Source organism: Micromonospora sp. NPDC049175 (assembly GCF_043197345.1).
Taxonomy (GTDB): Bacteria; Actinomycetota; Actinomycetes; order Mycobacteriales; family Micromonosporaceae; genus Micromonospora.
Genome location: NZ_JBICSY010000003.1, coordinates 579,057 through 592,892, shown reverse-complemented (window position 1 = coordinate 592,892; position 13,836 = coordinate 579,057). Strand labels below are relative to the sequence as shown.

Sequence of the window (13,836 nt, the reverse complement as noted above, 5' to 3'; positions counted from 1 at the left end):
TGTGCCGGAGGTCAAAGTCGTCGTCGCCCATCAGGAACGCGCGACCCTGCGCGTCGGCGACGTCTTCCTGAAGATCGACGCTGACCCGGGGCGTACCGACGTCGAGGTCGAGGCGATGGCGCTGGCGCCGGTCCCCACCCCCGACGTCCTCTGGCACCGGCCGCCCGTGCTCGCGCTCGCCGCCCTGCCCGGTGCGGCGCTCGGTCGCCTCGGCGAGCCGTCGACCGCGTCGCCGGCGGCGTGGGCCGCGTCCGGCGCCGCCGTGCGCACGCTGCACGACGCGCCGCTGCCGCCCTGGCCGGGCCGCAGCCTCGACGAGTTGGCCGCGCGGCTCGACGCCGAGTGCGAGTGGCTCGTCAGCAACCGCGTTCTTCCCACCGACCTGGTCACCCGCAACCGACACGTCGCCGAGGCGGCGCTCCGCCCGTGGACCCCGGTCTTCGCGCACGGTGACCTGCAGATCGCCCACGTGTTCGTCGACGGTGACGAGATCACCGGCGTGCTCGACTGGTCCGAGGCCGGCGCCGGCGACGCCCTCTTCGACCTCGCCACGTTGACGCTCGGGCACGAGGAGCACCTCGGCGACGTCCTGGCCGGCTACGGTGCCGACGTCGACGTCGACGTGATCCGGGCGTGGTGGTCGATGCGCAGCCTGCTGGGCATCCGTTGGCTTGTCGAACACGGTTTCGACCCCTCGTCGCCAGGCTGCGAGGTCGACGTGCTGCGGGCGCGGATGTGACACGCGTCAGGCTGAGCTGCCGCGGCCGACCCACCCGCCTCAGTCCAGTGTGACCACCCAGCGGGCACCCTCGCCGCGTGCCAGCCGGGCGAACGCCGTGGGCGCCTCGTCGAGCGGGAACGTGCCGCTGACCAGCACACGCAGATCCAGCGCACCGTCGGCCAGCCCGGCGGCCAGCACCGGCACCTCCCGCTCCGGGTCGGACGAGCCGTACACCGAGGAGCGCAGGGTGCGGGCGGAGTGGAAGATGTCCAGCGCGCCGAGGCTGACCATGTCGTCCTTGGCGCCCATGCCGACCACCGTCACCACTCCCCCGCGCCGGGTCAGCCGCCAGGCAGCGCGGATGGTGGCGGCGCGGCCGACGCACTCGAAGGCGTGATCGACGCCCCGACCCTCGGTGCGCGCCCGTACCTCCTTGGAGAGCCGGTCGTCGGAGAGCAGGAAGTCGGTCGCGCCGGCGGCGAGCGCCAGGTCCCGTTTGGCCTCGGCGACGTCGACCGCGAGGATCGTCGTGGCGCCGGCCCGGCGGGCGGCGCTGAGCACGGCGAGCCCGACCCCGCCGAGCCCGATCACCGCGACCGACTCACCGGGCGCGACCCGGGCCGTGTTGTGGACCGCGCCGACACCGGTGAGCACCGCGCAGCCGAGCAGCGCGGCCCGCTCCGGAGGCAGGCCGGCGGGGATCGGGATGACGGCGTTCTCGGGCACCACCACCGCTTCGGCGAGCGCGCCGAGGCCGAGGGTCAGGTGCAGCGGTTGGCCGTCGTCGGTCTCGCCGCGCGGCACCGTCGGGGCCGTGGTGTCGGCGCAGAGCCACGGCTCGCCGTTGCGGCACCACCAGCAGGCCCGACAGGCCGGCGCCCAGTTGAGCACCACCGGGGTGCCGACCCGCAGGCCGCTGCCGGGCCCGACCTCGGCGATCACGCCGGTCGCCTCGTGCCCGAGCACCAGCGGGAACCTCGCGGCGATGGTGCCGTTCACCATGGACAGGTCGGAGTGGCAGACGCCGGCGGCTCGGATCGTCACCCGCACCTCGCCGGGTCCGGGCGCGGGCAGGCGTACCCGCTCGATGCGCAGCTCGGCACCGGCACCGCGCGCGACGAGCGCGCGGACGGTGACCGGCTCGCCGCCGCCCGGCACGGCCGGGGACCGCTCGGGGGCGCTCATCGCTGGATCGCCTTCAGCTCGCAGAACTCGGCGAGCCCGTGCACGCCCAGCTCCCGGCCCAGGCCGGACTGCTTGTAGCCGCCGAACGGGGCGAGCGGATTGAACGGGGCGCCGTTGATGTCGACCGCGCCGGTGCGCAGCCGCCGGGCCACCGCGAGCGCGGCCTCGGTGTCGGCCGACCAGACCGCACCGGCCAGCCCGTAGCGCGAGTTGTTGGCGATGGCGACCGCCTCGTCGGTGTCGTCGAACGGGAGGACGGCGAGGACCGGGCCGAAGACCTCCTCCTGGGCGAGCGCGCTGTCGGGGTGCACGTCGGCGAAGACGGTCGGGGCGACGAAGTGCCCCCGGGCCGGCACCGGGGCGTCCGGGCCGCCGGCGACCAGCCGGGCGCCGTCGGCGAGGGCTCGGTCGACGTGGCCGCGTACCCGCTCGACCTGGGCGGCGGAGACCAGCGGGCCGAGCCGCGTGGCCGGATCGAACGGATCGCCGAGCCGGTAGCCGGCCACCGCCGTGGCGACCAGGTCGAGTGCTTCGGCGTACCGGTCGCGGTGCACGAGCATCCGGGTCCACGCGGTGCAGGTCTGCCCGGAGTTGAGCAGGGCGTTGCCGACGCCCACCTTCACCGCGCCGGCCAGGTCGGCGTCGCGCAGGATCACGTTCGCGGACTTGCCGCCCAACTCCAGCGCCACCCGGGCGATCCGGTCGGCGGCGACCCGCATGATCCGGGCGCCGGTGGCGGTGGAGCCGGTGAACGAGACCAGGTCGACGTCGGGGTGCCCGGCCAGTGCCTCGCCGACCGCCGGCCCGGTGCCGGGGACCAGGTTGAGCACCCCCGGCGGCAAGCCGGCCTCGGTGACCGCGTCGAACAGCAGGTACGCGGTCAACGGGGTCAGCTCGCTGGGCTTGAGCACCACAGTGCAGCCGGCGGCCAGCGCGGGCGCCAGCTTCGCCAGCACCTGGTGCAGCGGATAGTTCCACGGGGTGATCGCGCCGACCACGCCGATCGGCTCGCGGACGACGAGTGAGTTGCCGATGCTCTCCTCGACGGGTGGTCGGGCGGCGAGCGCGACGTGGTCACGCAGCACTGTCAACGGCAGCCCGACCTGGACCCGGGTGGCGAACCGGAGCGGCGAGCCCAGCTCCACGGCGATGGTGCGGGCGAGGTCGTCGACGCGGGCGGCGAGCGCGGTGTGCAGCCGGTCGAGGTGGGCGGAACGCTCGGCGGGAGCGGTGGCCGCCCAGCCGGGGAAGGCGGCACGGGCCGCGGCGACGGCGCGATCCACGTCGGCCGGGGTGCCGGCGGGAACCTGCCCGACCGGCTCACCGGTGCTCGGATTCTCCACGTCGAGCACGTCGAGCACGTCGGTGCCGGCGGGAGAGGTCCACTCGCCGCCGATGTGCAGGTGACGCCGGAGGCGCAGGGTGTCGGGTAGCTGCGACGGCGGGGCGGCGAGGTCCATGGCGTCCCTTCGGGGGGTGGTCGACGGGCGATGGCGACGGGGTCGCGACGGGCGATGAAACTAGCGCTGGGAGTTTGGACGCTACCCGTTGGGTCGCCCGGACTCCACCGTGGCGACGCTGCGGGCGTACTCGGCGGCCAGACCGTGCAGCAGCGCGTCCAGGCCGAGGGCGAAGGCGCCCTCGTCCACGCTCTGCTGGTGCTCGGCGAGCCGGTGCGCCTGCCGCAGGTGCGGGTAGTGCGCGGCGTACAGCTCCGGGTCCTCGACGAAGCCCCGGGCGAACGAGCCGAGCGCCGACCCGGCCACGAAGTACCGCAGGGCGGCCCCGATGTGGGTGGCGCGGGCGGGCGGCCAGCCGGCGCGTACCAGACCGCCGTAGACGGCGTCGGCCATGGTCAGCGCGGCCGGTCGACGGCCCGGCCCCTGCGCCAGGTACGGCACGATGTTCGGGTGCGCGGTGAGCGCCCGCCGGTACGACCAGGCCCAGTCGCGCAGCGCGGCGGCCCAGTCCCGGCTGGCGAAGCCGCTGGTGTCGACGGCGCCGGTGACCGTGTCGGCGACCGCGTCGAGGATCTCGTCCTTGGTGGCGAAGTGGTTGTAGAGCGAGGGGCCCTGCACTCCCAGGGCGGCGGCGAGTCGGCGGGTGGAGAGCGCGCCGAGCCCGTCGGCGTCGATGAGCGCGAGCGCCGTCTCGACGATCCGGTCGCGGGTGAGCAGCGGCCGTAGAGGTCGGGGCACGTCGGACCTCCTCGGTGTGCGGCGTCCCTCCCCGTGGGAACCGCCTGTTCACGCACCCTATCGGGGACCACGGGCGGGCAGGGGTCTGGACGAATGAAAACTTACACCGCTAGTTTAAGGGTGACCGGCAGCTCCGACGCCAGGAGGACCACAGTGGATTTTTCGCTTACCGACGAGGAGCGGGCGGTGCGGGACACCGTCCGGTCGTTCATCAGCCGCGAGGTGATGCCCCTGGAAGCCGAGGTGCTCCGCCGGGAGCGGGCGCACCAACCGGGTCTGGACCACTCCGAGGTGCGCGAGCTGCAACTCAAGGCCCGCAAGTTCGGCTTCTGGGGCCTGGCCACCCCCGAGGAGTACGGCGGAATGAACCTGCCGGCCGTACTCCAGTCGTTGATCTGGACGGAACTGGGCCGCACGTTCGTGCCGTTCCGCTTCGGCGGCGAGGCCGACAACATCCTGTTCCACGCCACCGAGGAGCAGAAGCGGGAGTTCCTCGTCCCGACCATCGAGGGCGAGCGGCGCTCCTGCTTCGCCATCACCGAGCCGGGGGCCGGCTCGGACGCCGCGAACATCCGGCTCTCCGCGCGCCGCGACGGCGACGACTGGGTCCTGGACGGCGAGAAGACCTTCATCACCGGCGGCCACGACGCGGACTTCGCCATCGTGGTCGCGGTCACCGACCGGGAGAAGGGCGCCCGCAACGGTGGGGCCACCGCCTTCCTGGTGGACCGGACGATGGGTTGGCGCTCGGAGTTCATCCAGACGATGGGCGAGGGCGGGCCCGCGTCGCTCATCTTCGACGGCGTCCGCGTGCCGCACCGCAACATCCTCGGCGAGATCGGGCAGGGCTTCACGCTGGGCATGGAGTGGATCGGCAAGGGCCGCTACACCATCCCGTCGCACGCCATCGGCATCGCCGAGCGGGTCCTGCAGATGGCCATCGACTACGCCAACACCCGGGAGACCTTCGGCGCGAAGATCGGCACCAACCAGGCCATCCAATGGATGATCGCCGACTCGGAGACCGAGCTGGAGGCGGCCCGGTGGCTGGTGCTGCGCTCGGCGTGGACCGTCGATCAGGGCCTGGATCCCCGGCACGCGTCGTCGATGGGCAAGCTCTACGGCGCCGGCATGGTCAACCGGGTGGTCGACCGGGTGCTGCAGATCCACGGCGGCATGGGCTACACCCGTGAGCTGCCCATCGAGCGCTGGTACCGGCAGGTCCGGCTCTACCGGATCTTCGAGGGCACCGACGAGATGCAGCGACTGATCATCTCGCGGGACCTGCTGCGCGGGTACACCAAGATCGGCGGCCACCTGGCGTGAATCGGCCCCCGGCCCATCACCTTTCCCGCCGGCCGCAACACCTGATCGGCCAGGTCTACCGGTCGTCCTTTCGGCGCTCCGACCGATGGGGAATCGTGACCGGTAAACGACTGAGACGTCGGTCACCCTGCGGTCGGTGAGACCGCGACACGTGCCCTGATCAGGGTTTTCACCTGACAGAAATCCATTCGTGGGCCGTTCGGAAATGGCGGTACGGCCGGCGGGACATCGACTGTCAGCTAGCCGTCCGCTAATTCGCTTTCGCGGCGGTGGTGCCATGCCGCTCACTGTTGACATCCAATTGATGAACGGAGTCAACCGTGTCCACCACCAATGAGACCGGGCCGGCAATCGTCCTCGGCGGCAGCATCGGCGGCCTGCTCGCCGCACGGGTGCTCAGCGAGTCGTACGCGAAGGTGACCGTCTTTGATCGCGACGAGCTGCCGACCGAGGCCGCCGACCGCAGGGGCGTGCCGCAGAGCGGACACTCGCACGGCCTGCTCGCCCGGGGACGCCAGGTCCTCGACGAGCTCTTCCCCGGCCTGACCGCCGACCTCGTTGCCCAGGGGGCCGCCGCCATCGACATCCAGCGGGACTGCCTCTGGGTCAACGACGGCCACCGCATCCCCCGGGTCGCCTCGGGGCTGGAGGGGCTCTGCGTCAGCCGGCGCGCCCTGGAGGCGTACGTCCGGGACCGGGTCCGGGCACTGCCCAACGTGGAGATCCGCGACCGGTGTGAGGCGTTGGGGCTGCTGGCCGACGACGGCACGGTCACCGGCGCGCGCATCCTGCCCCGGGGTGGCGCGGAGGAGCACCACGACGCCGACCTGGTCGTCGACGCGACCGGTCGCGGCAACCGCGGCCCCACCTGGCTCACCGAACTGGGCTACCAACCGCCCGTCGAGGACCGCGTGGACCCGCGGACCGTGTACGTCTCCCGCGACTACCGCCGTGTCCCGGGCGACACCAACTGGTCCGCGTTCATCAGCAGCCCGTCGCCGGCCGCACCGTACGGCGGGGTGGCCATCGCGGCGGAGGGCGACCGGTGGATGGTCACCCTGCTGGGCATCGGCCCGGAGCAGGCCCCGCCCACCGACGGTGAGGGTTATCTCGCCTTCGCCGGGCGACTGCCCGCCTCGGAGCTGCACGCGCTGCTGAGCCGGGCGGAGCCGCTCGGCCCGCCCAAGCGGATGCGGCTGCCCACCAGCGTGCGCCGTCGCTACGAGCACCTCACCCGCCTGCCGGAGGGCTTCATCGCGGTGGCCGACGCGATGTGCAGCTTCAACCCGGCGTACGGGCAGGGCATGACGGTCGCCGCGGTGGAGGCCATGGTGCTGCGTGACTGCCTGCGGCAGGGCCGGCGAAACCTGCCCCGCCGTTTCTTCGCCGGGGCGGCGAAGGTGGTGGACGTGCCGTGGGACATGGCCGTCGGCGCGGACCTGCGCCACCCCACGGTCGTTGGGCCGCGCAGCCGCCGGACCCGCTTCCTCAACGGGTACGTCACGCGGCTGCACGTCGCCGCCGCGCGGCACCCCGCCGTCGGACAGCGCTTCCTGAGCGTCGCGAACCTGATGACGCCGCCGCCGGGGCTCTTCGCGCCGGGGATCGTGGCGCGGGTGCTCCTCTCCGGCCGGCCCGGCACGCCTCAGCTGGTCCGTCCGGTGCCGACGACGCGTGTCGAGGAGCCGGCGGACCGGGTCGAGGAATTGGCGGTCTCGTCCTCTCGGTAACACCGGCGTCGGTCACCGTCGGCCAGGGCTACGGCAGGGGCTCCGGCATCGGGACACAGGGCCGGCCCCGCAGCGGGCCGGCCCGAAGGCGGCCGGGCCGCGACCCTCCGCGGGCGCGGCCGGCCCTCCCATCCGGAAACCGTGCGGGATCTCGTCTGCCGTCTCAGCCGGTCAGAGCCGTCAGGGCGGCATCCACGTCGGCCTCGGTGGAGTACACGTGGAAGGAGGCGCGGACCCGCCCGGCGCGGACCGCCGCGCGGATGCCGGCTGCCGCGAGGCGCTGCTCGGCGTCCGGCACGTCCACGCTGACGATGGCGCTCTCCCCCGGCGGCCGGCCCAGCCCGGCCAGGAACCGGTTGGCCAACGCCACGTCGTGCTCCCGGATCGCCGGCACGCCGATCTCGGCGACCAGCTCCAGGGCGGGCGCCGCGCCGACCCAGCTGAACCAGGCCGGCGAGATGTCGAACCGGCGGGCGTCGTCGGCCAGCCGCAGCGGCGGACCGTAGTAGGAGGCGTGCGGGTCGCGGCCCGCGTACCAGCCGGCGGCGTCCGGGCGCAGCCGGTCGCGCAACGCCGGGGCCAGATAGGCGAACGCGGTGCCGCGCGGGTTCATCAACCACTTGTAGCCACCCACGGCCACCACGTCGGCCCGGCTCCCGTCGAACGGCAGCCAGCCGCACGCCTGGGTCGCGTCCACCACCACCAACGCGCCGTGCGCGCGGGCCGCGGCCACGATCTCGTCGTACGCCGCCACCGCCCCGTCGGCCGACTGCACCAGGCTGAACGCGACCACGTCGGTGTCGGCGTCGATGGCCTCGACCAGGGCGTCCAGCGGCACCGTACGGACCGTGATCCCGCGCTCCTCCTGCACCAGCCACGGAAACAGGTTCGAGGTGAACTCGACCTCGGGGACGACCACCGTCGCCCCGGCCGGCAGTGCCGCCGCGACCGGCGCGAGGATCTGCGACACGGCCGCGCCCACCGCGACGTCACCGGCCGGCACCCCGATCAGGTCGGCGAACGCGGCACGCGACCGGTTCACCGCCTCGCCCCAGCCCTCCCACGACGTACGGCCGACCCGCCACGCGCCCAGCGCGTCCTGTAGTGCCGTCCACGCCGGCTCGGGCGGCAACCCGTAGGACGCGGTGTTCAACCAGCCGGGCTCCGGCTGCCACAGCTTCTGCGCCTGCTCGATCTCCATCTCGTCGACGCTAGGCGAGGCGGCGTCGGACGGGCACGGCCAATCGGCGACCGGCGGCCTGTCAGACCCGGACGAAGTCCTGGCCGAGTACCGCCCGCAACCTGGTCAGCGCGCGGGCGTTCTGCGTCTTGACCACCGAGACGGAGACGCCGAGGGTGCTGGCGACGGCTTCGACGCTCTGGTCCTCCCAGTGCCGGAGCACGACGATGGCCTGGTCGCGGAGGGGCAGGGTGGCAAGCGCCCGCAGCAGGGTGACGTGCAACTCCGCGGTGTCGTCGGGCCGTTGGGGCGACGCCTCGGGCAACTCGGCCAGCACGAGCTCGGTGGCGCTGCGCCGCTTCGCCTGGTCGAACACGACGTTCATGAGGACGCGCCGGCCGTACGCGTCGAGGTTCGCGGTGTGCCGGATCCGGCCCCAGTTCGCGTACATCTTCGCGAGGGTGGTCTGGGTCAGGTCCTGCGCCAGGTGCCAGTCGCGGCACATCAGGTACGCGGTCCGTCGCAGTCTCGGTGCGGTGGTCTCGACGAAGGCGGTGAACTCCGCCTGCCGGGCGGTCTGCTCGCGCCGTCGGGCCGCGCCCCAGCGGACACCCGCCATCAGTCGACCGCCGACGCGTTCGTGCCGGCCGGGCAGTCGATGCCGATGATCTCGTCAACCCCGGGCATGCGTTCGACCGGGACGCTCAGCTTGGTGAACTGCTCCCGCGCGACGAGGGTGATCCGGTACGACTCCGGAAATTGACGGGCCTCGACGCTGGCGACAAGATCGGGCGCGTCCGCGTACATCTTCTGGAACGTCGCCAGCGCCTCCTCGCGACTCTTGAACACCACGACACGGACCGCCGGATCCGCGTCCAACGCACGTTTGACCTCGTCGCGCTGCTGATCGGTGACGTTGTCGGCAAGGAAGACCACAGCGTCGGTCACGGTCGTCCGGGCGGGAAACTCGCACACCCTGTTCACCAGCATGCCGAACGCCGCCGGCACGACCGTCGGTTCCGGGGCCTGTTGCTGCGGTGCCGCCACGTTCACCGCCCCGACCGCCGCGAGGGCGGCCACTGCTGCCGCGCCCGCCATCACCAGGCGCTGTCGGCGCCGGCGCAGGCCGGTGCCCGCGACCATCGCCGCGCCGGCCAGGTCTGTCGACGGCAGTGCGGGCTCGTCGACGATCGCCCGGTCGAAGAGCACCCGCAGGTTCTGATCCATGATTCACTCCCGTGGTCCGGTGGACTCCCACACTCCATGACTGGTTGGGGCACCGGATCGGTCACACAGGAGTCTCGTCGCCCGCCGGTGGACGGATTCGGGCGAGGCTGGCCGCGAGGCCGGTGAGCCACCTGTCGACCTCCACGAGATGCCGGACCGACCGCGAGTCCTTTCCGCCGAGCAGTGGGCGGACCCGGTCCAGTTCGTCGGCGCAACCGCCGGTCGGGTCGGACGTCGGGCCCGCGGCCCGGTCGTGTGCCACCTCGCGGGCGACGTCGTCGTACGCCGAGCGCAGGCGCGCGGCGGAGTCCCGCAGCAGGGTCGCCGCCGCCGGCCAGCCGGCGAGGCAGCCGGGCGGGTTGCGGCGCAGCAGCGACTCCGCGCCGGGCACCACGTGGTGCCCGGCGCTCAGGACGGCGTCCCAGTTCACCTGCTGTCGGTGCGGATGGTGCCGCTCCGAGTGGTACTGGCAGTACGACGAGTCGACGAGGATCATTCGGCGTCGGACCCGGTCGAGGGCACGGTCGGGAGCCGGAGCGCCGCCGAGGATCGCCAGCACGGTCTGCTCGACGGCGTCCGCGCTGGCCCCCAGATAGCCTGTCGCGTTGTGCCGCAGGTCGTGGCTCGCGCCACGCGGCCACATCGCCACCCCGGCGAGCACGCCGATCACCGCGCCGAGCAGCACGTCGACGAGGCGGGTCTCGGCGAGCCGCCACCCTTCGGTGCTGAGCTGGGCGAAGACGACGGTCAGCAGCAGGGTGAACAGCGCCTGCTGCCACACCGGACCGAGCAGGCGACCGACGCCGAAGGCCAGCAGCAGGGTGACCGGCAGGACGACGGCGTACACGATCGGCGTGTCGACGACGAGCATCAGCCCGCCGCTGATCACGGCGCCGACGATCGTGCCCAGCACGGCCGGCCGCAGGGCGGTGCGGGTGTCGGCGGCCGAGGTACGCAGGACGGTCAGGGTGGCCAGCAGCACCCAGAAACCGTGGGTCAGGTTCAGCACCCCGGCGGCGACCCGGGCGATGGTGAGCGCCACGGCCACCCGGAGGGAGCTGTGCAGGTGGGCTGAGCGGGGTGCCAGGTGGGAGCGGAACTGCCACCAGTACAGCCGCCACGGGCTGTGCCCCGCGTACGCGAAGAGCCCCGTCCGGGCGTCCTCGCCCTCGGGCCGCGACCCGGTGGCGACCCGGACGCCGACGGCGAAGACCCGGGTCTGGTCGGCGAGGGCCAGCGCCGTCGCGTCCCGGCACAACCGGGACACGTCCGGCGGGTGGTGGCCGTCGCCCTCCGCGGCGAGGTACGCCGTCTCGGCTCGCCCGATCGCGGCGTCCAGGTCGTCGAGACCCACCGCCTGGGCACCCGGTGTCAGGGTCCGGCCGGCGGCGCGGGTCGTGTCCGCGCACGAGCGCAGCAGACGCGCCACCGCCGGGTCCCCACGCGGTGCGGGCGGGGCGTCCGCCGCCAACCGGTCCGCCTCGGCGAGCGCCTCGCGGAGCGCGGACGCGCAGATCCGCAACGCCCGATCCTGTGCGCCCGCCGCGCTCGGTGCCCACTCCGGCGGGTTGCGGCCCAGTGCGATGGCGGCCACCAGGCCGTACGCGCGCTCGCGCCGCGGGTCCCGACCACCCGGACCGGCGTGTGGGTCGGTAGACCTCTCGGCGGCGACGTCGAGGAACGCCGCGACGCCGTCCGCCGCGACGGCGAGGCGCTGCCGGTAGGTGACCGGCACCGGATCGGGCCAGAGGAGCACCTCCGCCGCGGCGAGCAGCACGACGGCGAGCGTGACGCCGCCGAGTCGCTCCGGCAGGGTGCCCGGCTGGTACGGCGGGAAGGACGCCAGGATGTAGAAGAGTTGGAACGCGCTGGCCAACCCCACCAGGCGCGGGTTGCCCACCCCGGCGAACGCCACGACGAACCCGACGACAAGCATCCCGCTGGCCGCCGCCCACGTGCTCCACGCCAACAACGAGCCCACGGTGATCAGCGCCCAGGCGGCCGGCAGTGCCGTGACGAGGATCCGCGCCCGTTGCGGCGCCGGCCCGGGCAACTGCGCGAACGACCCGGCGGCGATCGTGCCGAACAGGCCGTAGGTGGCGAGCACCGAACTGCCCGCGCCGTAGCGGCAACCGTAGAAGACGACGGACGCGACGAGGGTCAGCCGTGCCGCCCGCCGCAGGACGGCATCGCCCGGGTCACGGCGGCGGAGCCGGCCGAGGACGCCGGTCGCCCGTACGCCTGCTCCCCCGGTTCGTCGCGGCACCCCTCATTCTCGCCCCGGACCCGCTGGTGGCGGCGGGTTTCGCGGACGATTCCCCGCGTGGTGGGGGCACGCCGCCGGTGAGCGCTACACGGTGGTGCGCCGCCATTGTTGGCTGGCGCCGGTGCCGCAGGTCCACTGCACGGCCTGGGCGCCGTCGGCCGTGGCGGCGTTCAGCACGTCCAGGCACTTCCCGCTGTGGCGGGCGACGAGCCGGACGTAGCCGGTGCCGAGATCCTCGACGCGCCACTGCTGGTTGGTGCCGCCGTTGCAGGCCCACTGGATGACCCGGACGCCGTCGGCGGTGGCACTCGCGCCGCCGTACACGTCGAGGCACTTGCCGCTGCTGAGGCTCGTCACAGTGGAGTAGCCGCCACCGGTGTCGGCGAACCGCCACCGCTGGTTGGCCTGCCCGTTCGCGCCCCACTGCACCACGTTCGCGCCGTCCGAGGTGGACGCGTTGGAGACGTCGAGGAGCTTGCCGCTGTGCCGGGCGGCCACCGTGTAGGTGGTCGGCGTGGGGGTGGTGGTCAACGGCGCCAACCGGTACAGCCCGCTCCCGTGTGCGGGAAGGGACCGGGTGAGCGTCCCGGTGGCGGTGCCGAGGCCGGCACCGGACCACAGGTCGGTGACGGTGGCGGAGCCGATGCCCAGGTCGGCCAGGTTCACCGAGACGTTCGCGGTGGCGCTCTCACGGTTGAACAGGGCCACGTACCTGTGGTCGGTGCCCGGCACGTCGGCGGTCCACACCTGCCGGGTGCCGCCGACGAGCTGCCGGTTGTTGGCGCTGTTCTGGTCGACGGCGAGCACCGCCGCGTTCGTCATCAACGCCAGCTCGGCGGCACGGTTCTCGACCAGGTTGCCGCCCCACATCAGCGGCGCCCGGTTGATCGCCCAGAGGGTCATGAGGGTCCGCTGCTCGTCGGCGGTGAGCCCGGAGTAGCGAGGTGAGCCGACCGGGCCGTACTTCGACAGCCGCCCGATCGGGATCATGTCCGGATCAGGCCAGGCACCGGTCGTCCGGTACGGCGTCCAGTTGCGCAACTGGTCGAAGAGCGCGTCGAGCGACGACCAGTTGTCCCACAGGTCGTTGACGATGCGCCACATGTGCGCGTTGTCCCGCACGTGCCCGCCGCTGGCCAGCGGTGTCGCGCCGGGCGAGAGGCTCAGCACCATCGGCCGACCGCTGTGCTGGATCGCGGTCCGGTAACCCTCGACCTCGGCCTGCCGGTAGGTCGGGGCCGCGATGTCGTCCACCTTCACGAAGTCGACACCCCACTCGGCCAAGAGTTGGAAGACCGAGTCCAGGTACGCCTGCGCGCAGGCGTTCGACATGTTCAGGCCCCACATCAGGTTGAGCCAGTTCGCGGTGGTGCTGTTGTTGATCTGGTTGGCTCGGCAGTTGGTGCCGAGGATCGGCACGTTGTCGGCGACCGCCTGGCGGGGAATGCCGCGCATCAGGTGGACGCCGAACTTCAACCCCTGGGCGTGCACGTAGTCGGCGAGGGGCTTGAACCCGTTGCTGCCCGCGGCCGAGGGAAACCGTGTGGTGTCCGGCAGTAACCGCCCGTTGGCGTCCATCCGCAGCCGGGGGTTGAGGTTGGCGTCCTGGTTGGGGCTGTTGTTGTGCTGGCCCGGGTAGTACCAGGCCCAGTCGATGACGACGTACTGCCAGCCGTGCTGGCGCAGGTTGTCGCGCATGTAGTCGGCGTTGGCCCGGACGTCGGACTCGGTGACGCGCCAGTTGAACGAGTCGTAGCTGTTCCAGCCCATCGGCGGGGTGTCCGCCGTGCCGTTGTCCCACGCCGCTGCCGGCTTCCCGGAGATGACGGTGAGGCCGACGGCGAGCAGCACGACGAGAGCCGTGAGCCCGGCCATCCGACGTGCGGTGGAACGCGCGAGGACGAGCGTCATCGGACCTCCCGGACAGGCAGTGGTGGTTGTCGATGTTAACGTTCACACCTGGCCTGTCAAGCGCAGGGCGCTCCAGGCACCGCGGTGTCGGC

The 13,836-nt window shown here is 73.0% G+C and carries 11 protein-coding genes; 3 read left to right on the top strand and 8 right to left on the bottom strand.

From position 1 onward, the window contains the following. The first annotated feature begins 1 nt into the window (after position 1). On the top strand, positions 2–739 hold the full coding sequence (locus ACGFH8_RS16590; RefSeq protein ID WP_393367770.1) for a phosphotransferase family protein: 738 nt from the start codon (positions 2–4) through the stop codon (positions 737–739). Positions 740–778: 39 nt separating this feature from the next. Here the strand turns inward: ACGFH8_RS16590 and ACGFH8_RS16585 are convergent, their stop codons facing one another. The 3 genes from ACGFH8_RS16585 to ACGFH8_RS16575 all read right to left on the bottom strand — a co-directional run bounded on the left by ACGFH8_RS16585 (position 779) and on the right by ACGFH8_RS16575 (position 4,104). Continuing rightward, positions 779–1,906 carry an alcohol dehydrogenase catalytic domain-containing protein gene (locus tag ACGFH8_RS16585; RefSeq protein ID WP_393367769.1) on the bottom strand — a complete coding sequence of 376 codons (1,128 nt, stop codon included), beginning with the start codon at positions 1,904–1,906 and terminating at the stop codon, positions 779–781. Next, positions 1,903–3,366 carry an aldehyde dehydrogenase family protein gene (locus ACGFH8_RS16580; protein WP_393367767.1) on the bottom strand — a complete coding sequence of 488 codons (1,464 nt, stop codon included), beginning with the start codon at positions 3,364–3,366 and terminating at the stop codon, positions 1,903–1,905. The genes ACGFH8_RS16585 and ACGFH8_RS16580 overlap by 4 nt, the downstream gene beginning before the upstream one ends. Positions 3,367–3,447: 81 nt before the next feature. After that, positions 3,448–4,104 (bottom strand): TetR/AcrR family transcriptional regulator C-terminal domain-containing protein, encoded by a 657-nt coding sequence (locus ACGFH8_RS16575; RefSeq protein WP_393367765.1) that lies wholly within the window; start codon positions 4,102–4,104, stop codon positions 3,448–3,450. A gap of 153 nt (positions 4,105–4,257) precedes the next feature. Here ACGFH8_RS16575 and ACGFH8_RS16570 point away from each other — a divergent pair, with 153 nt between their 5' ends. After that, a complete protein-coding gene (locus ACGFH8_RS16570; RefSeq protein WP_393367763.1) occupies positions 4,258–5,430 on the top strand; it encodes an acyl-CoA dehydrogenase family protein in 1,173 nt (390 codons plus the stop codon). A gap of 320 nt (positions 5,431–5,750) precedes the next feature. After that, positions 5,751–7,160 carry an FAD-dependent oxidoreductase gene (locus ACGFH8_RS16565; RefSeq protein ID WP_393367762.1) on the top strand — a complete coding sequence of 470 codons (1,410 nt, stop codon included), beginning with the start codon at positions 5,751–5,753 and terminating at the stop codon, positions 7,158–7,160. Positions 7,161–7,323: 163 nt separating this feature from the next. On the opposite strand, the gene ACGFH8_RS16560 is transcribed toward ACGFH8_RS16565, so the two are convergent. The 5 genes from ACGFH8_RS16560 to ACGFH8_RS16540 all read right to left on the bottom strand — a co-directional run bounded on the left by ACGFH8_RS16560 (position 7,324) and on the right by ACGFH8_RS16540 (position 13,744). Beyond that, positions 7,324–8,361 carry an aminotransferase class V-fold PLP-dependent enzyme gene (locus ACGFH8_RS16560; protein WP_393367760.1) on the bottom strand — a complete coding sequence of 346 codons (1,038 nt, stop codon included), beginning with the start codon at positions 8,359–8,361 and terminating at the stop codon, positions 7,324–7,326. A gap of 61 nt (positions 8,362–8,422) precedes the next feature. Then, a complete protein-coding gene (locus ACGFH8_RS16555; RefSeq protein WP_393367758.1) occupies positions 8,423–8,959 on the bottom strand; it encodes a SigE family RNA polymerase sigma factor in 537 nt (178 codons plus the stop codon). After that, positions 8,959–9,567: a permease-like cell division protein FtsX gene (locus ACGFH8_RS16550; RefSeq protein ID WP_393367756.1), complete on the bottom strand. Its 609-nt coding sequence runs from the start codon at positions 9,565–9,567 to the stop codon at positions 8,959–8,961. The genes ACGFH8_RS16555 and ACGFH8_RS16550 overlap by 1 nt, the downstream gene beginning before the upstream one ends. 61 nt (positions 9,568–9,628) lie before the next feature. Beyond that, a complete protein-coding gene (locus tag ACGFH8_RS16545; protein ID WP_393367755.1) occupies positions 9,629–11,833 on the bottom strand; it encodes an FUSC family protein in 2,205 nt (734 codons plus the stop codon). A gap of 84 nt (positions 11,834–11,917) precedes the next feature. Beyond that, positions 11,918–13,744, bottom strand: a complete 1,827-nt coding sequence (locus ACGFH8_RS16540; RefSeq protein WP_393367753.1) for an alpha-galactosidase — start codon at positions 13,742–13,744, stop codon at positions 11,918–11,920. Positions 13,745–13,836 lie beyond the last annotated feature (92 nt).